General features: G+C 63.5%; 22 protein-coding genes. 11 read left to right on the top strand and 11 right to left on the bottom strand.

Features of this window, described 5'->3' with window-relative positions; genetic code table 11:
- Entirely contained in the window at positions 1 to 1,386 is a 1,386-nt protein-coding gene (gene hemN, locus Q376_RS0108525; protein WP_027349966.1) for an oxygen-independent coproporphyrinogen III oxidase, read from the top strand.
- A gap of 470 nt (positions 1,387 to 1,856) precedes the next feature.
- Here the strand turns inward: hemN and Q376_RS0108535 are convergent, their stop codons facing one another.
- From Q376_RS0108535 to Q376_RS0108560, 6 genes are all read right to left on the bottom strand, one after another.
- Positions 1,857 to 3,146 (bottom strand): carbohydrate porin, encoded by a 1,290-nt coding sequence (locus Q376_RS0108535; protein ID WP_027349967.1) that lies wholly within the window; start codon positions 3,144 to 3,146, stop codon positions 1,857 to 1,859.
- Between the two features lie 185 nt (positions 3,147 to 3,331).
- Positions 3,332 to 3,934, bottom strand: coding sequence for a hypothetical protein (locus Q376_RS0108540; protein WP_027349968.1), 603 nt, complete (start codon positions 3,932 to 3,934; stop codon positions 3,332 to 3,334).
- Between the two features lie 41 nt (positions 3,935 to 3,975).
- A complete protein-coding gene (locus tag Q376_RS0108545; RefSeq protein ID WP_027349969.1) occupies positions 3,976 to 5,253 on the bottom strand; it encodes an MFS transporter in 1,278 nt (425 codons plus the stop codon).
- Between the two features lie 61 nt (positions 5,254 to 5,314).
- Complete coding sequence (locus Q376_RS21935; RefSeq protein WP_052365082.1) at positions 5,315 to 6,406, bottom strand: lactonase family protein; 1,092 nt, start codon at positions 6,404 to 6,406, stop codon at positions 5,315 to 5,317.
- The gene (gene nfi / locus Q376_RS0108555; protein WP_027349970.1) at positions 6,403 to 7,131 is read right to left on the bottom strand and encodes a deoxyribonuclease V; all 729 of its coding nucleotides are present in this window, start codon (positions 7,129 to 7,131) and stop codon (positions 6,403 to 6,405) included. Before nfi ends, Q376_RS21935 begins: the two co-directional genes overlap by 4 nt.
- A 622-nt stretch (positions 7,132 to 7,753) precedes the next feature.
- On the bottom strand, positions 7,754 to 9,499 hold the full coding sequence (locus tag Q376_RS0108560) for a DEAD/DEAH box helicase (RefSeq protein WP_081803457.1): 1,746 nt from the start codon (positions 9,497 to 9,499) through the stop codon (positions 7,754 to 7,756).
- Positions 9,500 to 9,994: 495 nt separating this feature from the next.
- Between Q376_RS0108560 and Q376_RS0108565 the strand changes: the two genes are divergently transcribed.
- On the top strand, positions 9,995 to 10,456 hold the full coding sequence (locus tag Q376_RS0108565; RefSeq protein WP_027349972.1) for a YaiI/YqxD family protein: 462 nt from the start codon (positions 9,995 to 9,997) through the stop codon (positions 10,454 to 10,456).
- Positions 10,457 to 10,482: 26 nt separating this feature from the next.
- On the opposite strand, the gene Q376_RS0108570 is transcribed toward Q376_RS0108565, so the two are convergent.
- Both Q376_RS0108570 and Q376_RS0108575 read right to left on the bottom strand, forming a co-directional pair.
- Positions 10,483 to 11,505 carry a glutathione S-transferase family protein gene (locus Q376_RS0108570; protein ID WP_027349973.1) on the bottom strand — a complete coding sequence of 341 codons (1,023 nt, stop codon included), beginning with the start codon at positions 11,503 to 11,505 and terminating at the stop codon, positions 10,483 to 10,485.
- Between the two features lie 60 nt (positions 11,506 to 11,565).
- Complete coding sequence (locus Q376_RS0108575; protein ID WP_027349974.1) at positions 11,566 to 12,471, bottom strand: LysR family transcriptional regulator; 906 nt, start codon at positions 12,469 to 12,471, stop codon at positions 11,566 to 11,568.
- A gap of 455 nt (positions 12,472 to 12,926) precedes the next feature.
- On the opposite strand from Q376_RS0108575, the gene Q376_RS0108580 reads away from it, so the two are divergent.
- Complete coding sequence (locus Q376_RS0108580) at positions 12,927 to 14,405, top strand: peptidoglycan DD-metalloendopeptidase family protein (RefSeq protein ID WP_052365083.1); 1,479 nt, start codon at positions 12,927 to 12,929, stop codon at positions 14,403 to 14,405.
- Positions 14,406 to 14,491: 86 nt separating this feature from the next.
- On the opposite strand, the gene Q376_RS0108585 is transcribed toward Q376_RS0108580, so the two are convergent.
- The 3 genes from Q376_RS0108585 to Q376_RS25030 form a co-directional block, all read right to left on the bottom strand.
- The gene (locus Q376_RS0108585) at positions 14,492 to 14,908 is read right to left on the bottom strand and encodes a CoA-binding protein (protein WP_211266627.1); all 417 of its coding nucleotides are present in this window, start codon (positions 14,906 to 14,908) and stop codon (positions 14,492 to 14,494) included.
- Positions 14,901 to 15,233 carry a hypothetical protein gene (locus Q376_RS0108590; protein WP_027349977.1) on the bottom strand — a complete coding sequence of 111 codons (333 nt, stop codon included), beginning with the start codon at positions 15,231 to 15,233 and terminating at the stop codon, positions 14,901 to 14,903. Before Q376_RS0108590 ends, Q376_RS0108585 begins: the two co-directional genes overlap by 8 nt.
- A 120-nt stretch (positions 15,234 to 15,353) precedes the next feature.
- Entirely contained in the window at positions 15,354 to 15,782 is a 429-nt protein-coding gene (locus tag Q376_RS25030) for a copper resistance protein NlpE N-terminal domain-containing protein (protein ID WP_162177895.1), read from the bottom strand.
- 262 nt (positions 15,783 to 16,044) lie between these two features.
- Here Q376_RS25030 and Q376_RS25035 point away from each other — a divergent pair, with 262 nt between their 5' ends.
- The 8 genes from Q376_RS25035 to Q376_RS0108635 all read left to right on the top strand — a co-directional run bounded on the left by Q376_RS25035 (position 16,045) and on the right by Q376_RS0108635 (position 22,854).
- Positions 16,045 to 16,398: a hypothetical protein gene (locus Q376_RS25035; RefSeq protein WP_162177896.1), complete on the top strand. Its 354-nt coding sequence runs from the start codon at positions 16,045 to 16,047 to the stop codon at positions 16,396 to 16,398.
- Positions 16,398 to 16,550 carry a GNAT family protein gene (locus tag Q376_RS24730; protein WP_155834230.1) on the top strand — a complete coding sequence of 51 codons (153 nt, stop codon included), beginning with the start codon at positions 16,398 to 16,400 and terminating at the stop codon, positions 16,548 to 16,550. The genes Q376_RS25035 and Q376_RS24730 overlap by 1 nt, the downstream gene beginning before the upstream one ends.
- A 956-nt stretch (positions 16,551 to 17,506) precedes the next feature.
- Positions 17,507 to 18,853, top strand: a complete 1,347-nt coding sequence (locus Q376_RS0108610; protein WP_211266628.1) for an MFS transporter — start codon at positions 17,507 to 17,509, stop codon at positions 18,851 to 18,853.
- A gap of 313 nt (positions 18,854 to 19,166) precedes the next feature.
- A complete protein-coding gene (locus Q376_RS0108615; protein WP_027349979.1) occupies positions 19,167 to 19,547 on the top strand; it encodes a DUF6152 family protein in 381 nt (126 codons plus the stop codon).
- Positions 19,548 to 19,554: 7 nt separating this feature from the next.
- On the top strand, positions 19,555 to 20,058 hold the full coding sequence (locus Q376_RS21945) for a hypothetical protein (RefSeq protein WP_211266629.1): 504 nt from the start codon (positions 19,555 to 19,557) through the stop codon (positions 20,056 to 20,058).
- A gap of 372 nt (positions 20,059 to 20,430) precedes the next feature.
- Positions 20,431 to 21,018: a hypothetical protein gene (locus Q376_RS21950; RefSeq protein ID WP_155834232.1), complete on the top strand. Its 588-nt coding sequence runs from the start codon at positions 20,431 to 20,433 to the stop codon at positions 21,016 to 21,018.
- A 152-nt stretch (positions 21,019 to 21,170) separates the two neighbouring features.
- The gene (gene lpxO / locus Q376_RS0108630; protein WP_043446951.1) at positions 21,171 to 22,091 is read left to right on the top strand and encodes a lipid A hydroxylase LpxO; all 921 of its coding nucleotides are present in this window, start codon (positions 21,171 to 21,173) and stop codon (positions 22,089 to 22,091) included.
- A 1-nt stretch (position 22,092) separates the two neighbouring features.
- Positions 22,093 to 22,854, top strand: a complete 762-nt coding sequence (locus tag Q376_RS0108635) for a 4'-phosphopantetheinyl transferase family protein (RefSeq protein WP_052365085.1) — start codon at positions 22,093 to 22,095, stop codon at positions 22,852 to 22,854.
- Positions 22,855 to 22,881: the final 27 nt, after the last annotated feature.

A 22,881-nucleotide genomic window follows, 5' to 3' on the forward strand; every position in this document is an offset into this window, starting at 1 on the left:
ATGCAGTCGTCCAACGCCCCATCGGAAGCCGCACTGATCGCCAAGTACGACAGTCCCGGCCCGCGCTACACCTCATACCCGACCGCGCTCAACTTCACCGCCGAGCATGGTGAACCGCTGCTGGCCAGCGAGGCGCGGCGCCACCCTTCGCGCCCGCTCTCGCTCTACGTCCACCTGCCGTTCTGTCGCAAGCTCTGCTACTACTGCGGCTGCAACAAACTGATCAGCCACGATCCAACTCGCGCGGATCGCTATCTGGATCTGATCGAGCGCGAGGTCACCACCCGGGCGCTACAGTTCGCCGGGCGGCAAGTGGTCCAGCTGCACTGGGGCGGCGGCACGCCGACCTATCTCGACGATCGCCAGGTCGCCCGGCTGATGGCGCTGCTGCGCGAGCGCTTCGACTTCGCCGCCGGCGCCGAGCGCTCGATCGAGATCGATCCACGCGGTTTCGCCGTCGAGCGGCTGGAAGCGCTGCGCGCGCAGGGTTTCAATCGGATCAGCATCGGCGTCCAGGACTTCGACCCGCTGGTCCAGCGCACGATCAACCGCGTCCAGGATGAGGCGCTGATCGAGGCGCTGATCGATCGGGCCCGCGCACTGGCCTTCGATTCGATCAATCTGGACCTGATCTACGGCCTGCCGATGCAGCGTCGCGAGGGCTTCGCCAATACCGTCGCCCGGGTGATCGCGCTCGCTCCCGATCGGCTGAGCGTGTTCGGCTATGCCCACCTGCCCTCGCGCTTTCCAGCCCAGCGGCTGTTCTCCGCCGAGAGCCTCCCCGACGCCGCCGCGCGGCTCGAGATGCTCACCGATACCGGGGCCGCGCTCGAGCGAGCCGGCTATCGCCATATCGGCATGGACCACTTCGCCCGCCCCAGCGACGAGCTGGCGATCGCCCAGCGCGAAGGGAGGCTGCATCGCAACTTCCAGGGCTACACCACCTTCGGCGACTGCGACCTGCTCGGCCTGGGGAGCTCCTCGATCAGCACCGTCGGCCACGCCATCGTCCAGAACCACAAGTCGCTCAAGGCCTACCGAACGATGATCGAACGCGATGGCCACGCGCTGTGGGGTGGCATCGCCCTCGATCGCGACGACTTGCTCCGCGGGGCAGCGATCCGCGCGTTGATCTGCAACCTGGGCGTGAACGTGGGCGAGTTCGAGACCAGCCAGCGAGCGCTGCTCCAAGGCGCAGGTTTCGTCGACTACTTCGCCGAGGCCCTCGACCAGCTCTCGCCGCTGATCGAGGATGGCCTGGTGAGCTGGGACGGCACCCGACTTGCGGTCGAGGAGCGCGGGCGACGTTTGGTAAGACGCGTATGCATGGCGTTCGACCGCTATCTGAGCCCCGAACGAAACCTGCGCTACTCGAAGGTGATCTGAGCGACGACGGCCGATTCGGCGCCGAAACGATACGGGCCGCCCGGCTCTGGGCGGCCCGTATCGTTCAGATTAATGACAAACCCCTTTTGACCCAGCGACGCTCTCGATCCTGGTGAGTCGAGAACCGTTTGGGTCCTAACGCGCCTCTTGCTCGCTTAGATGCGAGGGGCGGACCCCTCGCGCTCCCCCTTCAGGGGGACGCGCCGCCACAAGAGCGCGAAACCCTGGCCGATCAATCGCTTGCCCTCGGGTCGGCGCGCATGGACGTCCCTGTCCGGGCGCGCCTTTTGCGACATCCATGTCGCAAACCCCGGTGCAATCGATTGCCGGCCAGCGCCCTCTTGGAGGCGGCTACAAAGTATCGTGCCATCTTCAAAGACTTTGTCAGCAGTATGAAACGACGCGGGCCGCCCGGCTCTGGGCGGCCCGTATCGTTTGGCATGAAGCGCTCAGGACGGAGAAGCAAGGCGTTAGAAATGCGCCTGGACCATGGTACCCACCACCCAAGCATTCTCGACCGAGTCGACCGCCGAGGGATTCTTCACGTACTGCAGGTTGGGCCGGATGGTCAGGTAATTGGTCAGGTGGAAACCGTAGTAGAGCTCGACATCGATCTCGTGGCCCTGCTCCGGCAGCGGCGTCACTCGACCAGGCTGGGTGTCGTTGTAGTAGCGTACGTACTCGTTGACGTCGTCATTGACGTGCAGGTAGGCCACGCCGATCCCGAGATCATCCTGCGGACGGGCGTCGAACGGCCCTTTGTAGGTCGCGCCGACAGAGAGATAGCGATCGATCCCGGCGGTGTCGCCGTGGTTCACGTTGCCCATGCTGAACAGGGTAAGCCCGCGATCCGGGTTGCCGTCGTGCGCGGTGACCTGCTGCTGGGCCACGTAGTAGAGCCCTGAGTTGGTATCGTTGACGCTCTGCTCGCGGCCACCCCAGGACACACTGTCGACGTTGTTGTAGTAATAGCCAAGCTTGTAGGCGCCCGGCAGCCCATTGACCTGCGGGGTATAGCCGACTTCGATCGGAAACAGCGTGCCGTCGGTGCCGCTGGTGCGCAGGTCGAAGCCGTTGTCGTTGTCGAGGTTGCTGTCGTTGACGTTGAATGCGCCGACCTGGGCATAGACCTGGTCGGTGAAATTGACCCGCGCCACTGCGGCCCACTGGGCGATCGGCCAATTATAGATGTGGTTGCCCCAGTTGCCGGGCTGGCCACTGCCGAAAGCAAGGTTCTGGAAATTGCTATCGATGGTGGCGAAATCATCCCCGACCGGAATGCGCCCGAGCTTGAGTACCAGAGCGTCGTCGAAGAAGCGCTGGCGATACCAGAACTGGGTGAGACGAGTGACCGGTCCACGCCCCTGGACCTCCTGCACCGAGGATCCACCGACCGACGCACCCGGATGGTTGATCCGATCGTTGACGCTATGGCCATTGCGGTTGGTGACAGTGATCTGGAACTCGGCGTCGGGAATGCCTACCAGTTTGTCGAGGTCGAACAGTGCACCGACCGCGAACTGGTCGGCGTACTTGGTGGTGTTCGAGCTGTTGTACCCACCACCGACGTTGCTCGCTGCCTCGCCGACGTAGTCGAAGTCGAACGAGATGCCGGCTTGCTCGAGCGCGGTACGATTACCACCCCAATCGCCGAACATGTAGGGGGAGGCAGGATCGAACGCCGAGTATGCCTGGGCCTGCCCCGCCAGCGCGCAAGCGCCGAGCGTGGCGATGCAATAACCAATCTCTCTTTTCTTCATGCACGTTCCCTCACCGATGAATCGATCCTGCTCAAGAAATGCGTAGGACCCATACTGTATTCAAGCTGAGGGAATTTACGCCGCTGCTCGAGCGAGGTAAACCACGAGCACGCGGGCGAGCGACGGTTTACGACCAAAGAACGACCGAAAAAGCGGCGGACGAAGGCCGCCGCCCCAGAGAATGCTCACATCGCAAGCCAAGCGACCAGTGCCAGCAGCACGCAGAGCAGCAGGTAGATACCCACCCGCCACAGCGGACGATATTCGAGTCGAGGAATGGAGAGCAGACTGAGCCCAGTGCAGCGCAGGATGAACAACAGCGCACCGAGCACCACCAGGATGATCACGAACAGCGGCAGGCTACCGATGAACAGCTGCTGCCAAAGCGTGGCGTGCTCGATCGGCAAGACCGAACTAGAGAACGCATCGCGCAGCACGTAGAAGAGATAGCCGCCGAAGCCGAACAGGCCGATATCGAAAGTAGTGGCAAGCACCCGGGTGGCGATGAGACGCAACGCCTTGGCGAGCGGATTGGTGGCTGCCAAGTCACGAAGCATGAAAGCGAGCACGGTGAAGAACAGCGCCACCAGCCCCAGCGCACTCCAAAACGATCCACCCACCACCCCGGCAGCGGCGTCCAGCGGCAAGGTCGCGCTCGCCGGCATCAGCCACTGCACCAATATCCCGATCACAAGCCACAGCACGACGGTGAAGATGAACTCTCCGACCTGCCGACCGCGACCAGCCTCTCGCGGCCCGCCGGCGTAGTGCACCGATTGGCTTTCCATTTACGCTTCTCCTCGTCCATGCCTATCGTGGGTCACTGACTTCACTTTATTGCATTGCGATCGTTCGTGGTCACCTGTTCGAAACGATCGACCTCGCGCAGCGCCGGGAAGCGCCACATCCATAGCCCGACCACCGCCAAGGTGGTCACGCCCCCGAGCAGCGCCGCGCTCACCCCGCCCAGCCAGGCAGCGCTCATTCCTGCCCGGAACTCGCCGAGCTCGTTGCTCGAGCCGATGAACAGCATGTTCACCGCGTTGACCCGGCCACGCATTTCATCCGGGGTCGCGAGCTGAATCAAGGTGGTACGAACATAGACGCTGATCATATCGGCGGCACCGGCGATCAGCAGCGCCAGCCAGGAGAGCCAGAACAGCGTCGACAGCGCGAATACCAAGTTGCAGAGCCCGAACAGCGCCACCGCAGCGAACATCACCCGTCCGACCCGATGGTCGAGCGATCGCGCCCCCAGGTACAGCCCCATGCCCAGGGCGCCGATCGCCGAGGCGCTGCGCAAGGCGCCCAGCCCGGCGGGACCTACCTCGAGCACTTCTTGAGCGTAGATCGGCAGCAGCGCAACCACACCCCCGAGCAGCACGGCGAACAGATCGAGCGAGATCGCGCCGAGAATGATCGGCCGCGAGCGCATATAGCGCAGTCCGGCGGCGAAGCGTCCCCAAGCGGACGCTTCCTGCGCCTTCGCACCGCTGGCATGGCGAACCGGCACCCGTGCGAGCAGCGCGATCGCACCCAGGGTGCAGCCGAAGCAGACCGCGTAGGCCGCAGCCCCCCCAAAGGCATAGAGCAATCCTCCGAGCACCGGGCCACCGATCACTGCGACCTTCATGATCGAGGCATTGACCGCGATCGCGCGTGCCAGCTGGTCGCGCGGTACGATCTGCGGCAGCAGGCTTTGCAAGGTCGGCCCGGCAAAGGCCCGCGAGCAGCCGAACAGCACCAGCACCGCGTAGAAACCGAGAAGCGGCGGCGCCTGCTGGATCGACAGCCACCAAAGCAGCGCACTGCAGAGCACTTGCAGCGCCCAGTTGAGGATCAGGATCCGCTTGCGGTTGAACCGGTCGATCAAATCGCCCGCCGGCAACAGCAGCACGACCATCGGCAGAAACTGGGCGAGCCCGGCATAGGCCAGGGCGAGCGGATCACGGGTCAGGTCGTAGACCTGCCAAGCGACCACCACCGCCTGGATCTGCATCGAGAACACGGCGGCCAGGCGCGCGCCGAGGAAGGCGGCGAAGCCAGGCAGCGACACCACCCTCGGTCTGCGGTCAGTGGGCGCGGGGGAGGATCTATCGGCGGACATGGATTTCCAGCATGGCTTTCAGGCCCCGGGACCAGGCGGATACCGACACGCGACGCAATCTTCAGCGCAGCGGCAGGCTGAGGATGAAGGCCGGCTGGTCGACGGCGATGCTCGCACTGGGCGCCGCGAGCCGGCCGCTGGCCACCGAGCGCTCGAGCAGCACCACGCTGCCGCTGTCCTGGTTGCCGACCAGCAGCCCGCCCCCCTCCTCGATGAAGTTGAAGTGGCGCGGCGTACGCCCCCCGCTCGCCTGGTGGCCGACGAAAGTGAGCAGGCCACTCGAGGCATCGATCGCGAACACCACGATCTCATCGCGCGAGCCGCGGTTGGAGGCGTAGAGGAAGCGCCCATCGGGGGACAGCGCCAGCTCCGCCGCGCCGTGGACGATCTCCTCATCGTCGAGCACGGGAGGGGCCAGCGATATCCGCTGCAGCGACTCGAGTTCGCCTTCGGCGTAGCGGAAGACTTCGACCACCCCGTCGAGCTCGCCGATCACATAGGCGAAGCGGCCGTCGGCGCCGAAGCGCATCATCCTCGGCCCGCTGCCGGGCGCGAGAGGCAGTCGGGCGAAGCCACGCTGGTCCAGCGGTGCGTTGTCGCCGGGCTCGATAAGTTCGTCGAGGGGGTAGCGGTAGAGACAGTCGTTGCCCAGGTCGCAGGCGTAGAGAAAACGCCCGTCACGAGAGATCTCGCAGGAGTGTGGATGCGCCGCCTGCTGGCGCTCGGGGTCCACCCCACTGCCACCGCCGAAGCCGAATACCTGCACGGCATCGTTAAGCCCGCCGTCCTGGCGACGCTCGAACACGGCAAGCGATCCCCCGGAATAGTTGGCGACGAAAAGATAGCGCTCGGTGGGAGAAAGCAATAGATGGCAGGGATCGGCGCCCTGGCTCGAGACCCGACCGAGCAGCGTGAACTCTCCGCTGGCCGCATCGAAGCGCAAGGCGCTCACCTCGCCGGGGCGCTCAGCGCCGATCTCGTTGGCGGCATAGAGGTAACGACCATCACGAGTCGCCACCAGATAGGAAGGGCTTTCGCTCTCGATCACTCCATCGGCCTGCCATTTCGCACCATCGGTGTCGAAGCGATAGAGATGAATACCCTGGCTGGAGCCATGGGTATAGGTTCCGATCAATAGCCGTCGTTCGCTCACGTTGGCTCCGTATCGCTAGGGTTGAGAGAGAGCGCACGCTGTCCCGCGCGCTCGGCGAGCGTACGCCGCGATGCCAGCCGGTCGGCCTGCCGGGTCGGCTCGGGCAGCTTGTAGCGGGTCAGACAGGCGACCACCCAGCCTAATGAGCTTTCGAGTCCCAGCCGATGACCGATCGACACATAGAGCGGCTTGACCCCTTCACGAGAGCGCAGCACCGCGCCGATGACCTCGCCGCGGTCGATGAGCTCGGTCCAGGCGCCACGCTGCGCAGGCGGCTCGTCATGTTGGCCGCAAAGCCGGCTTTTGCCCACACCGATGGTGGGCAGGTCGAGCCAAAGGCCCAGATGGGAGGCGATTCCGAGCCTGCGCGGATGAGCGATTCCCTGGCCATCGACCATGACCAGGTCAGGTCGTCGCTCGAGCTGTGCAAACGCCTCGAGCACCGCCGGCAGCTCACGAAAGGAGAGCAGGCCCGGCACATAGGGCATGGTGGTGGGGGCGCGATGGAGCACCCGCTCGACCAACGTCAACGTCGGGTACTCGAGCACCACTACCGCCGCGCGGGTAAGGATGTTTTCGGGCTCGACCGGGTCACGCTCGAACCCAACGTCGACGCCGGCCACGAGGCGTACCTCACCGATCCGATCCCGGCGTTCCACCCGGCCGGCGAGACGCTTTTGCAGCGCGATCGCCTCGCTGGGTTCCTGCGTCCATTGATGCAGCATGCCCTCTCCCTGGTCTCGCCGGTGCGTCGATCCATCGATGCTCATCTTAGCAAGCTTAGCGCTCGTGCGCGGTGAATCGCGACCGCCCCGCCAATCTGCACCGGGCCCAGCGAATGACCGAATGCCCACGCATCGACCAGGATGGCGATGATCGGATAGACGAACGAAAGAACACCCACCAGCGAGGTCGATACCTTCTGGATCCTGCCATTATGCGAGCTATTCGGCCGACGAGGCGCATATCTTCGAGGCCCTCGAAGCAGGAACCACCGCCGTCATGCTGATCGAACACACCTGAGGCTCGAAGCGCCATCCGCTGAGCACTCGTCATCGAAAAGTAGGGCTCTACCTGCTCATCTGGCCTTCGAAGCATTCTTCAGCCAGCCATGCCACATGGGAACATCGCCCGGGCTCAGCGTCCGCACCAAGCTTCACGGCTCATCGCAACAGGTCAGTGATCACTACATGAAAACGGTATAAATGCGACGATGACAGCACCTGCGAGGCGAAGAACGCGGGAGGATGGATGACAGCTAACCGCTGATGACTTGGGGAAAGCAGAAAAGAGCGCGCCCCCGCCGCCGGGAGGCGACGGGGGCGCGTGGCCCTGCGGGATGCGGGATCAGCCGACGCGGCGACCTTCCGGCTCGTCGCGGCGACGCTCGGGCCGACTGCTATCCTCGCTGATCTCGAGCGGGCGCCCAGCGACGCGGGCGCGGGCCATCTTGCCGAGGATGGTGGCAGGCAGGCTTGCCGGCAGCTCGACGATGCTGTGCGACTGGCGGATGTCGATGCGACCGATCCGGGTGCCTTCGATACCGCCTTCGTTGGCCAGCGCACCGACCAACTGCCCCGGTTTCACCCCATCACGATGGCCGACCGCAACGCGGTAGCGGGTCATCCCTTCGCGAGGAGCGGTGGACATGCCACCTTCCCGGCCGCGACGCGGTGCGCGAGCACCCTCGCGCTCACGCTCTCGCGGAGTGCGCTCGCGGCGGGAGTCGCCGCGCGGCAGCGCGTGGATCGGCGCTTCGTCGGCGCGCGCCAGCTGGGCGAACACGATGGCGAGCTCGAGCGGGTCGTGACCCTGCTCGACCAGCGATTCGACCAGCGCACGCTGGCGTTCGTCGCTCTCGGCGAGCGCCGCTTCGGCGCGGGCGATGAATAGCTGGTCGCGATGGGCACGCAGTGCCTGCTCATCGGGCAGCTCCATCTGTTCGATACGCTGGCCGGTGGCACGTTCGAGCCACTGGATCTTGCGCATCTCGCGGCCGCCGACGAAGGTGATCGCAGTACCGGCACGGCCCGCGCGACCGGTACGACCGATGCGGTGGACATAGGCTTCGGTGTCGTGCGGCAGGTCGTAGTTGATCACGTGGGTGATCCGCGGCACGTCGAGACCACGGGCGGCCACGTCGGTGGCGATCAGCACATCGACCTTGCCACGCTTGAGCCTCGCCACGGTACGTTCGCGCAGGCTCTGATCGAGATCACCGGAGAGCGCGGCGGCGGAGACGCCGCGCGCGGTGAGCTGTTCGACCAGACTGGTGCAAGCGGCACGGGTACGAACGAAAACGATCGCCGCGTCGACTTCCTCGACCTCGAGGATCCTCGACAGCGCTTCGAGCTTAGCGCCCCCCTCTACCCGGCACAGGCGCTGGGAGATGGTGGTGGTGACCGCCTTGGCCTCGATCTGTACCTTGATCGGATCGACCAGGTAGCGATTGACGATCTTCTCGATCTCTTGCGGCAGGGTCGCGGAGAAGAACACTCGCTGAGCGCTCTTCGGCGTGTCCTTGAGCACTCGCTCGACGTCGTCGATGAACCCCATCCGCAGCATTTCGTCGGCTTCGTCGAGGACCAGCGCCTGCAGCCCTTCGAGGTGCAGCGAGCCGCGCTCGAGGTGATCGATCACCCGGCCCGGGGTGCCGACCACGACTTGGGCACCGCCGCGCAGGCCGCGCAGCTGGTCGCGATACTCCTGACCACCGGTGATGGTGAGGACTTCGAGACCAGCCATGTGCTGGCCATAGCGGCCGAAGTTGACGGCGACCTGCTGAGCGAGCTCGCGGGTCGGCGCGAGCACCAGCACCTGGGTCTGGCGCTTGGCGACATCGATGCGGGTCAGCAGCGGCAGCGCGAACGCTGCGGTCTTGCCGGTGCCGGTCTGAGCCTGACCGAGCAGGTCACGACCTTCGAGCAGCGGCGGGATGGTCTGCGCCTGGATCGGCGAAGGGGTTTCGTAGCCAAGGCCATCGAGCGCCTTGAGCAGATCGGGGAGCAGCTCCAGTTCGCTGAAGCTCTCGATCTGAGTGCTGGGCTGAATTTCGGACTGAACCTTGGAAGAGACGTCGGAGATCGAAGTCATTTCACACCTTAAGTGAGCCGTGCTATCCGCGTCATCGCGCCTGGCCACAATAAGGCGGCGCGAACGGACGGGGCGGCATTCACGGCGATACGGAGAGTCTTCGCAGGGGTGGTATTCCACCGCGGCGAACGGGTCGCACCTGGTGTCGGGGGAAGCGGCGCCTCACGGCGTCCCCTGCCGACACACACACCTGTGGCGACCATCACGCAACCGGTGCCTGAGGCCCGGAAGCATCCATCGTTGCCTGTCGGCACACGTCGGGAGTCGTCCCCGAGCGCTTGGCGTCGCCCGGCATACACCGAAGCCTCGGAGGCATTCGGAGCAGCTACGGGCCGCCGTGGCGATTCCTGACACAACATTTGAGTCAGTGAATCCAATACGAGGGGGCGAATCAGCTGAGATGGAAGGGTCTTCACATGCGAGGAGTGCGCATTCTATCAGCTAATCCGTTAGCATGCATGCCCTATTTCATTTACCTCAATGATCGAGGCCGCTATGTCCGTCGTCTGGGTCGACGCCGATGCCTGCCCCAAGAGCATTCGCGAGATCATCCTGCGCGCCGCCGAGCGCACCAAGACCCAAACGCGCCTGGTCGCCAACCACGCGCTGCCGGTCCCGCGTTCCCCATTCGTCGCCACCATCACCGTGCCCAGCGGCGCCGACGCCGCCGACGCGCTGATCCACGAGCGCATCGAGGCGGGCGAGCTCTTGATCACTTCCGATATACCGCTGGCCGACCTGGTGCTGGCCAAGGGGGCGGTGGTCCTGACCCCTAGGGGCGAAAGCCTCGACGCCGAGAACATCCGCGGCAGACTCAACATGCGTGACTTCATGGAAACCCTGCGCGCCAGCGGCGAGCACGGCGGCGGACCGAAACCTCTGGGCGAGCGGGAAGTGCGCGCCTTCGCCAACGCCTTCGACCGCGCCCTGGCTCGAATGCTCCGCTCGCGCAGCTGAGCGGCTGAGCGCTCACGCGCCCCGAATCACTGCGTCCCGCCACCCTCACCGCGAATGCAGATGCCGCGCCCGGGCAGGTGGTCGCGGCCATGGGGGCGATCGAGATCGAGCAGTGGCCCCAGCGGCACGATGCGGTTCGGGTTGATCGATGGATGGCTGCCATAGTAGTGGCGCTTGATGTGGTCGAAATCGACCGTCTGCGCGATTCCCGGCCATTGGTACAGCTCGCGCAGGTAGGGCGCCAGCTGGGGATAATCGGCGATTCGCCTGAGGTTGCACTTGAAGTGGCCGAAGTAGACCGCATCGAAGCGCACCAGCGTGGTGAAGAGTCGGATGTCGGCCTCGGTCAGGTACTCCCCGGTGAGATAGCGCCGCTCCTCGAGACGCGCATCGAGGGTATCGAGGGTCTCGAACAAAGCCTCGACGTGACGCGCATAGACTTCCTGCTCGGTGGCGAAACCGCTCTTGTAGACACCGTTGTTGACGGTGTCGTAGATCCAGGCATTGAGCTCGTCGATCGTGCCCGCCAGCGCGCTCGGATAGAGATCGAGTCGGTTGCCGGTGAGCGAATCGAAGGCGCGATTGAACATCCGCATGAGCTCTGCGGACTCGTTGTTGACGATCTTGCCGCGCGCTTTGTCCCACAGCACCGGCACGGTCACCCGTCCGGTGTAGTGCGCATCGTCGAGCGTATAGAGTTCGTGATGGAACTCGACCCCATTGATCGGATCGCCGCTCGAGCCGGTCGAGGTGTCGTAGCTCCACCCCTGCTCGAGCATCAAAGGGCTGGTGACCGACACCCCGATGTGGTTATCCAGCCCCTTGAGCCTGCGCATGATCAGCACGCGGTGCGCCCACGGGCAGGCCAGCGAGACGTACAGATGATAGCGTCCGGACTGCGCCGGCCAACTGTCGCCACCCTCGAGGTCGACCTCCCCCGGTGGCACGACCCAGTCCCGGCGCTGCGCGCGCTCGCGTTCGAACTCACCGCCCGTCGAGGCGGTGTCGTACCACTCATCGCTCCAACGCCCATTAACCAGCATGCCCATGGCTATCTCCTCGAGCCCGCACCGATCGGTGCGATGACATCAAAGCTTAGTACAGCGGGCTCAATGGACCTCGCCCGACTCCATGCAACCCGCGACCGTTTCGGTCAAAAGCTCGGCCATTGCGCGGGTCGCAGGCCCGGCACCGTCGAACTCCTTGAAATAGAGCTGCATCGGCACCTCGCGTCGCGCTCCCTCGGTGAGCGGTAGCGCCAGTAGTTCACCCCGCGTACTCAGCTCGTTGAGCCGTGGCCGGGTCACCCAGGCGAAGCCCAGTCCGCGACGAAGCATCTCCAGGCCGGTGGAGGCATGGCCGACCGTCCAGCGCTGCTCGGCGCCGAGCCAGCCGGAATCGAGCGGCTCACGGCGGGCCGAGTCACGAATCACGATCTGGCGGTAGGCGCGCAGGTCGCGCAGATCCAGCGGACGCCCGAGCGCATGCAGCGGGTGCGCGGGATGGGCAGCAGCAATGAATTCGATGCTCGCCAGCGGCGTGCCGAGAAAGCCCTGCACGGTGATGCCGGTGACCAGCAGATCGATACGCCCCTGCAACAGTAGTTCAGGACCACCGTTGAGCACGCACTCATAGAGCTGGACGCGGGTCTGCGGAAACCGCTGGGAGAAAGCATCGAGTGCCCGGGCCAGCGCCTCCACTGGGAATATCTGGTCGATCCCCACGGCGATCTCGGCCTCCGTACCGGCGGAGAAATCGACCGCCAGCGCTTCCAATGCCCGCGCGCCCTCGAGCAGCTGACGCGCCCGCCGCAGCAGCGTCGAGCCCGCCTCGGTGAGGCGCACTTGACGACCGTTGGTGACCAGCAGTCGTACCCCGAGCTGCTGCTCTAGCTTGTGCACCGCATGGTTGATCGTCGAGGGACTCTTGTGGATGGCTTCCGCCGCCTTGGCGAAGCCGCCGTGGTCGGCGACGGCGGCGAGCATCTGCCATTGCGCGAGGGTGATACGTGACATGAATTTCTGCTTCCGGGACGGTTTGAGAAGGAAAGAAAGCGACCACTAACGTCGCGATACGCGACCCAGAGCGGGCGGGTGCAGCATTCCTTTTTATTTGCACTTTTTTTACATTTCTTAAAACACCCCTCCACAGCCCCCGCGAAACGTGGAAACGATCTTGAAAAATGGCTCAACCATGCGCTTCGGCGGCCGATAAGGCAGTCATGGACGCGCTAGGCACCCGAAGTCTTATAGGGTAATGTTGCCGAGCCAATCTTTACCCTTACAACTTTTTCATTTTACGGCCTTTACTCAATATGTTGCGAATCTTCAGTTCGCTCCCACGCAGCCATAAGTTCCTGCTGCTACCGGTGACCACCATGGTCACGGTCCTGGGAGCCCACGAATTGCTCAAGACAGAGGAATCTCCCTCTTCCCCGGAAGTTTCTTCCATCGTTCAAACCAGTAGCCTCATGCCCATCCGGTCCGCCGAGGCGGAAGGCCCCGAGATCGCTCCGGCACAGGGCTACAGTGTCGATGTAGCCAGCGCTCTCGCGCTCCAGGCGGCGCTGGCCCAACGCCAGCCGAAGCAGAACGAACAAATACCTCCGCCCAACTTGGTCGCATCGGCCAATGCCGGCCCTTCCAGCCAGGAAGAATCCCAGGCGCGCAGCGACATTCGCAAACGCCTGTTCGCTTCTCTGGGGAGGGTCGGCGAAGACGATCCACACTACGATGATGGCTTCTCAGCCGACCCACTCTATCTCTCCGAGATGGACAGCTACCCCGGCCTGAGCGAAGAGATCGACTCCCATTCGGCCTATGTCGCTGAATGGCAGACCTACGCCGTGCAGCCTGGGGATTCGTTCACCAGTATCGCGAGCCAAAGCCTGGGACTCGGCTACTCCGAGGTGATGAATCTGCTCGATGCCGCGCCGGATGCCGAGACCCGCCGCCTGCTGGTCAATATGCGCGTCGGCTCGACGCTCGATTACAAGCTCGATGAAGACGGCCATCTCGTCGGTCTCAAGATGATGCGCAACCTTCGCGAAGGGGTGCAGCTCACCCGCAAGGCCGAAGGCAACGGCTTCGACTACGCCAACATCGCGCGCGACGTGGAATCCACCCAGAGGCTGTTCGCCGGTACCGTGCAGGGCAGCTTCAGCCAATCGGCGCAGGCGACGGGGCTTTCGAGCGGCGAGGTCGCCGAGCTGACCCGCACGCTGTCGAAGAAGATCAACTTCCGCCGCCAGGCGCACGATGGCGATCATTTCCAGGTCCTGGTCGAATCCGACGTGATCGACGGCAAGCCGATGAGCTCGCGCATCCTCGCCGCCCAGTACCAGGGCTCGCAGACCGAGATCTCAGTGATCCGCTATAACGACCAGTTCTACACCCCGGACGGCAAGGGGCTCGATCCCGCCTTCGAACGATACCCGTTCGCCGGCAACCATCGGCTCAGCTCACCGTTCGACCTCAACCGTCGCCACCCGGTCACCGGGCGGGTCGCGCCCCACCATGGCACCGACTTCGCGATGCCGACCGGGACGCCGATCAAAGCACCGGCGAATGGACGAGTGGTCCAGGTAGGCAGCAACCGCTTCGCCGGACGCTATGTGGTCATCGATCACGGAAACGGAATGAAGACTCGCTATCTGCATCTGTCGCGGGCGCTGGTGAGCAATGGACAGCAGATCACCATGAACGATCGCATCGCGCTCTCCGGCAGCACTGGTCGAGTCACCGGCCCCCACCTGCACTACGAGATCCTGGTCAACAATCGCCCGGTCGACGCAATGCGCCTGAAACTACCCGGCGGCCAGAGCCTGAGCGGTCAGCAGCTGGCCAATTTCCGCGAACGCAGTGGCGAGATGCTGGCCAAGCTCAATGACGCCCGCCAGGGTCGCGCCTATGCCAACCTTCAGCGCAGCGGCGCCAGCGACGACAGCTGAACGTGACGCATGACATGCCACCGCCGCGGCCCCTGGGCCGCGGCGGTGGCGTATCCGCTCGACTACGCTGGGCTCTTCCTCTTCCTTCAGAGCGCTAGACGGGTGATCTCGATCGCCGGGCAGCGATCTACGATCACCGTCACTCCCGCCTGACGCGCCCGCTGCTCGGCCACCGGATCGCGCACTCCCAGCTGTAGCCATAGCGCCTCCGGCAGCGGCGACAGCATGAGCATTTCGTTGACCAGGGCGGCGACCGCATCGCTGCGCCGGAAGACATCGACGATATCGATCGGCTGCTGGATGTCGGCCAGGCTCGCCACCACCTCGCAGCCCAGAATCATTCGCCCTGCCCCGGATGGATTGACCGGGTACAGCCGGTGTCCGTGGGCCAGCAATCGCTGCATGACCTGATGACTTGGACGCACTGGGTCATCGCTGGCACCAACCAATGCTATGCTGCGCGGTCGACCAAGCAGCGCACGAACGATCGCGTCATCATTCACCACTCCTCTCCTCCATGCGCTTGATGATCAGCGCCTCCACCATGCTGCGCCATTCACCGTCCAAGTCATCTTCCACAGGATCACGACCCGCGCGCCGATACCAATAGCCCGCGTTGCCGAGGTCTCCCTCGCGACGATGCAGGTGCGCATGAACCCAGGCGGCATCGCGCGAGGCTTCGGCCTCGACCTCGTCATGCGCGGCCTGCCAGTCTCCACGGCCGACCCACCACAGCGCGCGCAACGGCGCGGATAGCCCCGGTGGCGCCTGGTCCATTCTCAGTGAAGCTTCGAACCCCTCGAGGCTGGCGTTCTCACTCTGGTCCATCGAATCCATCCTCCTTTGTCATGAGCTCGACGCTGCCGACGAAAAAGCCCGGCTGGAAGCCGGGCCCTACGATGGTGAGCCAGATACCGGCCACCATATCGATCTTTGCCGGGAGGAGACTCAGCGGCGTTTGAGGGTCATGTCAGCACCGGTCTGGGAAGTACGCATCTCGTTATCGAGGACCAGCAGGTTACCATCGTCCAGCGGGCGCAGATTGTAGATGGTATTGCCGTCAGCGCCCTTGAGCTGATAAACGAGCGGCAGCTGCTGCGGACCTGCGTTCTCGAGGACGAGGAAGTTACCACGGGTGACCAAGACCTGATCGCTCTTGCCTTCGCGTACGCTACGAAGCTCGTAGGTGCCCGCGACATCGTCGTCGTTACGCATTTGCAGCTGGGTACTGATGCCCGAGCAATCCGCGCAAGGCAATACCCCTGCGTAATCGCCCGCGACCTTTCCGTAGGGCGTCTGGGGCGAACTGGCGCAGCCGGCCAGTGCAGTCAAAGCGGCGAGAGCGCCAGCGGAAGCCAACACTTTGAGTCGCATCATGAATCTCCTTTTTCTGGACCCGAAGCTAAACATAGTCAATGGATGCGAACTCGGCAATTTGTGCTGCGCACGAAGACCCGCCACCCGGCTCCAGCCCACCGTTCTGGCGCGGTGACAGGGCGAAAGGGCGCCACATGTAAAGCATAGGCCCGAAACGCCTTCCCAGCAGCCAATACGCACCGAAGCGGCTATAGTGAGCGGCATGCACGCTCGAACGGCGTGAAGGAAACACAGGGATGAAAGAACGAACGGGGGGCTGCCAGTGACAAATCTTCTCTGGATGGCGGTCATCGTCGCTTTGCTGGGGGGACACGGCTTGCTGCGAGGGTATTCGCCCACGGTATGCAAGACCGTCGTCCTTGCCGCCCTCGGGGTGGTCATTGCCTGCTTGGCGACGATCGGTGGCTGGTGGGCGTGGACGGTCAATGCGGTGGCGATGCTCGCCTGCGTATTGCTCGCCTTTCACGACGAAGGACGACAACGCGATGCCACCCGCTCGAGCCGCCGAGCGAGTGCCTCGCGCATCACCGGACTTCGCCAGGCGACACCGCGTGCGGCGACCCCGGCTCGGCGACGCAGGCAAACGCCGCCGAGTAATCTGCGTCGAGGCGCATGATGCTAAGCTTCAGGGAGGCCGGCTGCTACAAGGTCATGCTGATGACCGGCGCCCAAGACGCGGGCACTCTGCGCTTTTACCAACGCTGCGGCTTCATCAGTCAAAAGACTGCGTTCGAGCGCAGGCGCCAGCCGATGCGCGACGAGCGCTAGAGCGCTTTCGCGCATTTCGAACCCATCGCCTGATCAGGCCGGAGCCTAGATCTGCGAGAGAAAGGTCATTCCCCCCACCAAGCCGCATGCGGAGGCGAAAAGAAACAGTGCCGCAGCGAACCGAGAGAGCTTGGAATGAGTAGAGCGACGAGGGGAAAGAGGTCTATCGACGAGCATGTATGACTCTCCTGTACCGCCATAGTGGAGCCCCATCCTCGCACTAGCGCCGGCCGGATGAATTAGCGAATCCTTAGCATGCATTAATGAACAGCGTTTTGACTTCCAAGGGAAAATTTCGCCACTCGTTGCGGCGAGACGCCGTCAGCGAGCGGGGCGGCGAGGCAGACGAAAAGAGGCCCGATCCCGCCAGCGGTACGGTTCGAACCACCGAACGAGGCGATTCGACTGGAGTCCAAAAAGCGAACCCTCCTGTCGGCCGCTGGAAGCGCAGCCGTTCAGGAGGGTCACGGTATGGGGATGGTGGGCCGTGTTGGGCTCGAACCAACGACCAAAGGATTATGCTTACCACTTCGGCTTTCGCCGCCCGTTTCCGGTTCGTGGTCTGGACTCTGTCTTGCCTTTCGGCCTTCCCGTCGAGTCTCTACACGTTCCCCCTCGCAGGGGCTTCGCTCGGCGTTGGCATAGCGCTACGAAGGCGCCTTAGCGTTCACCGAATTTGAGAAGTTCTACTTCAAGGCAGAGCGAACTTACCTTGAGCAACCCATGCAGGTCCACCCCGTGCCTCGCGCTATACGAGGGGTAGGGATGCCCCCAGTCAAGTCCTCTGCTCTAACCAACTGAGCTAACGGCCCACACAGATCGAGATTGTCGCACATTGAACATGTGCCAGCAACGAGCGAACTGAATTTCATCTACGGCGACTTCTCTACCCGCTGGCGAACTCATCCGGATCCATCAAAGCCCGGCTTTCGGTCTCTCGACGCACAATGTCTTGTTTGGCAAACCGTCTGTTTGCTAGCATGGCCGGCAGACATGGCGCCACCTCGGCATCATGCGTAAGCGTTAACGTCAGCCAACGCAAACAACGGGACTTTCGCGTCCCCTCGTCAGGCGTTGCGTTCATGACGTTCTCCCCTACGGCCGCCGGTGCCGAAAAATCCTTTTGGCGCTCTTCCCTGCTTCTCGGCATCGTTCTGATCGCCGCCAACCTGCGTGCCCCCATCACAGCGCTTGGGCCAGTGCTATCGGAACTGCAACTGCATTTCGCCATGACCCCGGCGGTGGCCGGTCTGCTTAATGCGCTACCTTTGTTGATCTTCGCTTGCGGCTCACCGATGGCTCCCTGGCTGACACGGCGCCTGGGACTCGAGCGCGCGCTGTTCGGCGCGCTTTGCCTGATCGCCATGGGGTGCCTGCTGCGCTCCAGCGGCCTTTATCCCGGCCTGTGGCTGGGCACGGTGCTGATCGGCGGTGGTATCGCTGTGGCAAATGTGCTCGTGGTACCGCTGGTCAAGCGGGATTTCCCTGACCATACGGCGCTATGCGTCGGCCTCTACGCTGCGACCATGGCGCTGGTCGCGGCTCTGGCGAGCGGGCTCGCCGCGCCGCTGTCGGATCTCACGAGCTATGCCTGGAGATTGCCGCTAGGTATCTGGTTCGTGCTCGCAATCCTGGCGGCTGTTTGCTGGTGGCCCCAGCTCAAAGAGGCTCCCGCCCCTACCCCGGCCATGTCGGGAACCCATGCGAGCCACGCACCGGCACCGGTATGGCGAAGCGCGATCGCCTGGCAGGTATCGATGTTCATGGCCCTGCAAACGCTGGTGTTCTACACCCTGATCGACTGGTTCCCTTCCATGGTCAGCGGCGTAGGCATCGGCGCGGCTCAGGCGGGTACCTATCTGTTCGCCTACCAAGCCATCGCCGTGGTCGCGAACCTTGTGACGTCGGTTGCGATCAGGCGCCTGCACGACCAGCGGTTGCTCGGGTTCATTTGCTCGCTGTGCATTTGCTGCGGTGTCGCCGGCCTTCTATGGGCACCGACCTGGGCGCTTCTTTGGCTTCTGTTCGCAGGCGTCGGCGCTGGAATGTCGATGGTCACCTGCCTGACGCTTTTCGGCCTGCGTACCCGTGACCATCACCAGGCGAGCTCACTGTCGGGAATGGCCCAATGCGTAGGCTATGGCCTCGGCGCTACCGGGCCTTTCCTCGCAGGATGGCTGCACGACCTGAGTGGAGGGTGGCACGCACCGCTGTTGGTGCTGCTGGCGTCAGCATGCGCACAGATCGTATTCGCGGTCCTGGCGGGCCGTAATCGGTATGTGGGGCATTCACAACCAAGCTGATCACTGCCTGACACGGCTTCGAGTAGAAATGGCCTGCGCCCATTCGGCGCAGGCGTCGCTATTCGACGATCCAGGCTATGTCCGCCCGCTCCAAGAGCGAAAGCCGCTTTGGCGATCCCTGGGCATGGATGATGGTGACCCTTATCGCCTGCGTCCCGGACGAAAGGACGAATGACCTTGTTCGAGCGCCCAGCTTAATCGAACCAAGTGTCCAAAGACGCCGCGTTGCAATCACGAAACCATGCGACCACCCTGAAACGGCGGCGTTGAGCCGTGCGGTATCTACCCCTCCCCTGAGCAGAGGAGAAGATTCATGAGGATCGAGAAACCAAGTGCCATCCTTGCCGGTCTCTGTGTCTGCGCCCTGCTCGCGACGAAAGCCGCGGCCCACCATGGCTGGAGCTGGGCCGAAGGCGAATTGAGCGAGCTGACCGGGACGATCAGGGAAGTTTCCTTCGCGCCGCCGCATCCTTCCCTCGAGGTGGAGATAGAGGGCGAAGTCTGGCAGGTCGACCTTGGTAATCCCAACCAGACACAGCGCTCCGGATTCGCCCAAGGGTCGGCGGAGGTCGGCGACGAGGTCACGATCCTCGGCAACCGTTCGCTCGACGAGAGCGAGAACCTGATCAAGGCGGTTCGCATTACGATCGACGGCCAGAACTACGACATGTACCCAGGACGGATCGAAGGCTGAGCTCGGCGTGACGAGCCTGCTCGAATGGCTTTCAGGCGGCACTGTCTCGCGCGCGCTGACGGTGTATCCCGTGCTCTACATGCTCGTAAATGCCGCGCACATCCTGTCGATCGGGCTACTCGTGGGGACGATCCTGCCACTCGACCTTCGACTCCTCGGGCTATTCAAACGCACTCCGCTCCAGCTGCTCGGGCCATTTCTTTCCCGGACTGCAGCGACCGGTGCCGTACTCGCGATCCTCACTGGCATGCTGCTCTTCACCGTCAGGGCGAGCGAATACGTCGCCAACCCGGCCTTTCTGACCAAGATGGGGCTGCTTGCTTGTCGCCGGCATCGCCAACGTCGTGCTGCTGCGTATCGCGTCGCCTTGGCGGCGTGCGCTTTCCGAGGGCAGGGCCCCCTGGTCGATCAAACTCATGGCCGCGCTGTCGTTCGCGATCTGGATCGCGGCGGTCATCGCTGGCCGCTGGATCGGCTTCATTTGACCCGCAGGCGAAACGAACGCCATTGAGACCAGCGTCATACCGGGCGTCCGGACTCAGCGCTGGTTGCCGTAGCGGCAAGGAACGCGTGAGCTAGGGCATCTTGGACTATCCTGGGCTACATGGCGCCTTCCAACCCAGGTGTAGGGGCGGGCCGACACGGACCGATCGTATCCGTAAAGCCCGGCAGGCTGTGAATGTTGGCGAAAACCGCCAAGTATCAGTCTATTACTAGCGAGATCAAGCGCATGCCCTCGCACCAAGGGGGCTTGCGACATACCGCTCCGGGAACCTCGAGCGCCGCACTCGAGTCAATTGAGCTATAGCGGCCAATGATGGGAGGCGTATGATAATCAAAGCCTTTTCCAGGGCTACCCAGTTTTCGCTGCAAAGGGATTTCCATGCGTAGAAACGGACTAGTAGCGGGACTCCTCGGCATCGGCTTCAGCTTGGCATTCAGCGCCCATGCAGAGGCTGCGTGGCGCTTCGATCCCATGCACAGCTATATCGATGCGACGCTCACTGACCAACGTACGAGCGGCGATGTGGTCCAACAGCACAGGGTCGAGCGTCTGGCCGGCACGATCGACGAACAGGGGCAGTTGACCCTCCCGCTCGCCCTCGACCAGCTCGATCTGATCAGCCAGCTTCCTTCTTGGCTCAGCGGCTTGGCGACGGGACAGGTGGCGACCATCACCGCGCAGGTCGATCCAGGATGGTTCAATGCGCTCGGCATTGGCGAGTCCGCTACACGGCGGTTGCCGCTGACCATCCAGGGAGAGCGCTTCACTCGTCATGAAGAGGTGGCGCTGGCGCTCACCCGGGTAGGGGAAACCGAGTACCGCGTACGTACCGCGGAGCCGGTCTCGATCGATACCCGCGAATTGATGCAGCTCGACAACGCCCAGACCATTCTCGCCGCGCTGGGCTTCCAGCGTCTGTCGGATACGATTCCGATCAGCTTCGACGCTCGTCTGCTCAGCGACTGACCCTCGCGCGGGCGCAGGCCCGCGCACCAGGATCGACACTGAAACGGTGAGATGCGAGACTGGAGCGCTGAATTTCGACCGTGTCGACCGTCGCGCGCCATCGTAGATGCCCGTGCGATACGACGCATGCACCATCCCGCCAGGACTCTTCCATGATCAAGTGGACCCTCGTCGGCCTCGTACTGGCCTATATCGCTTTCAGTATCATCTATGTGCATTACCGCGGTAAGAAACGCCATCGAATGACCCGCCAGCTTTCGGATCATTCGACCTTCATGGCGCCGATCAATACCTTCATGTACCTGTTTTCGCGACTCCCGGACCGTCCCTACCATCGCGAGCAGGACTTTCCCGAACTCGAGGCGCTGACCAGCCGCTGGCAGGAAATTCGCGCCGAGGCCGAGGCGCTCGAAAACCACATCAAGGGCTCCGACAAACGCGACGATGCGGGCTTCAACTCGTTCTTCCGCCGCGGCTGGAAGCGCTTCTATCTCAAGTGGTACGGCGAGAGCCATGCATCCGCCAAGACTCTGTGTCCGAAAACGACCGAGATCCTGGCGGGCATTCCATCGATCAAGGCCGCGATGTTCGCCGAGCTGCCGGTCGGCAGCAAGCTGATGAAACACCGCGATCCCTACGCAGGATCGATCCGCTACCACCTGGGACTGCGCACGCCCAACGACGATCGCTGCTTCATCGATGTCGACGGCGTTCCCTACAGCTGGCGCGATGGTGAAGCGGTACTGTTCGACGAAACCTACATCCACTACGCCGAGAATGGCAGTGAGAGCGATCGTCTGATCCTGTTCTGCGACGTCGAACGCCCGATGAAGTACCGCTGGGCCGCCGCGGTCAATCATTGGTTCAGCCGCAAGGTGATGGCGGCGGCAGCCTCGCCCAACGACGATAACGATCGCACGGGTGGACTCAACCGGGCGTTCAAGTACCTTTACGCGATCCGCGGCAAAGGCAAGCAGCTCAAGCAGTTCAACCAGCCGCTCTATCAGCTGGTAAAGTGGACGGTATTCCTGTTCATCCCCGCGGTCCTGCTGTTCCTGATCTGGCTGATCTGAAATGTCGGGCAGCGCAGTCTCGCCGTCGATCGTCGGTGCGGAGCAGTTCCTCCAACCCCTCGCTCCTTCGCAACTCCTGCGTATCGAAGGCGAGCTGATCGGAGAATTGCCGCTGGCGATCGCGGCGCTGCGCTTCACCCCCGGTCACTTCGACGCGAAAGCGTTCGAGCGGCTGCGTATACCAGCACCCGACGCCCTGGCCAAGGCCATCGACAAACGACGCGCCGAATACCTCGCCGCGCGCCTGTGCGCGCGGCGAGCGCTGGCCGCGCACGCGATCGAGGGCCTGCCCTGGACGGCCGAGGGAGAACGCTGCCCGCAGTGGCCGGGAGGCTGCATCGGCGCGCTGACCCATAGCCAGGGTTTCGCTGCGGCAGCGGTGGCTGCGGGGTCCCAAATCAGTGCGTTGGGAATCGATGCGGAGGGATGGATCCACAGTGCGCGTGCAGATCGACTCGCCGAGATGATCCTTTGCGACTCGGAGCTCGACCGCTGGCGCGAGCTGCCCGAGCTGGCGCGAGGCGCTTGGCTCACCCGAGTGTTCTCGGCCAAGGAAAGTCTCTACAAAGCGCTTTATCCACGGGTCAAACGGCCGTTCTACATCCATGACGCCATCGCCGACTTCGACCCGACTCGACCGAGCCGCTTCACCCTCGGACTGGTCAAGTCGCTGGATGCGCACCACCCGGACGGCTTCAGCGTCGAGGTACGCGCACTCGATTTCGATCGGGGCGTGCTGACCTTGATCGCCCTACCCGCCTGAACTGCGTTAATTCGCCTTTCGAGGAGA

Origin of the sequence: Halotalea alkalilenta DSM 17697 (assembly GCF_000621205.1) — a bacterium.
Lineage (GTDB): Bacteria > Pseudomonadota > Gammaproteobacteria > Pseudomonadales > Halomonadaceae > Halotalea > Halotalea alkalilenta.

What these genes read in the sequence shown, in the direction of transcription:
- Q376_RS0108615 (WP_027349979.1), top strand. Translation starts at nt 19,167, where the DNA reads ATGAGGATCGAGAAACCAAGTGCCATCCTTGCCGGTCTCTGTGTCTGC.
- Q376_RS25030 (WP_162177895.1), bottom strand. Translation starts at nt 15,782, where the DNA reads ATGATGCGACTCAAAGTGTTGGCTTCCGCTGGCGCTCTCGCCGCTTTG.
- Q376_RS0108535 (WP_027349967.1), bottom strand. Translation starts at nt 3,146, where the DNA reads ATGAAGAAAAGAGAGATTGGTTATTGCATCGCCACGCTCGGCGCTTGC.
- Q376_RS0108570 (WP_027349973.1), bottom strand. Translation starts at nt 11,505, where the DNA reads ATGGGCATGCTGGTTAATGGGCGTTGGAGCGATGAGTGGTACGACACC.
- hemN (WP_027349966.1), top strand. Translation starts at nt 1, where the DNA reads ATGCAGTCGTCCAACGCCCCATCGGAAGCCGCACTGATCGCCAAGTAC.
- Q376_RS0108545 (WP_027349969.1), bottom strand. Translation starts at nt 5,253, where the DNA reads ATGTCCGCCGATAGATCCTCCCCCGCGCCCACTGACCGCAGACCGAGG.
- Q376_RS21950 (WP_155834232.1), top strand. Translation starts at nt 20,431, where the DNA reads ATGCGTAGAAACGGACTAGTAGCGGGACTCCTCGGCATCGGCTTCAGC.
- Q376_RS24730 (WP_155834230.1), top strand. Translation starts at nt 16,398, where the DNA reads ATGCTAAGCTTCAGGGAGGCCGGCTGCTACAAGGTCATGCTGATGACC.
- Q376_RS0108575 (WP_027349974.1), bottom strand. Translation starts at nt 12,471, where the DNA reads ATGTCACGTATCACCCTCGCGCAATGGCAGATGCTCGCCGCCGTCGCC.
- Q376_RS0108565 (WP_027349972.1), top strand. Translation starts at nt 9,995, where the DNA reads ATGTCCGTCGTCTGGGTCGACGCCGATGCCTGCCCCAAGAGCATTCGC.
- nfi (WP_027349970.1), bottom strand. Translation starts at nt 7,131, where the DNA reads ATGCTGCATCAATGGACGCAGGAACCCAGCGAGGCGATCGCGCTGCAA.
- Q376_RS0108540 (WP_027349968.1), bottom strand. Translation starts at nt 3,934, where the DNA reads ATGGAAAGCCAATCGGTGCACTACGCCGGCGGGCCGCGAGAGGCTGGT.
- Q376_RS0108590 (WP_027349977.1), bottom strand. Translation starts at nt 15,233, where the DNA reads ATGGACCAGAGTGAGAACGCCAGCCTCGAGGGGTTCGAAGCTTCACTG.
- Q376_RS0108560 (WP_081803457.1), bottom strand. Translation starts at nt 9,499, where the DNA reads ATGACTTCGATCTCCGACGTCTCTTCCAAGGTTCAGTCCGAAATTCAG.
- lpxO (WP_043446951.1), top strand. Translation starts at nt 21,171, where the DNA reads ATGATCAAGTGGACCCTCGTCGGCCTCGTACTGGCCTATATCGCTTTC.
- Q376_RS0108580 (WP_052365083.1), top strand. Translation starts at nt 12,927, where the DNA reads ATGCCCATCCGGTCCGCCGAGGCGGAAGGCCCCGAGATCGCTCCGGCA.
- Q376_RS0108635 (WP_052365085.1), top strand. Translation starts at nt 22,093, where the DNA reads ATGTCGGGCAGCGCAGTCTCGCCGTCGATCGTCGGTGCGGAGCAGTTC.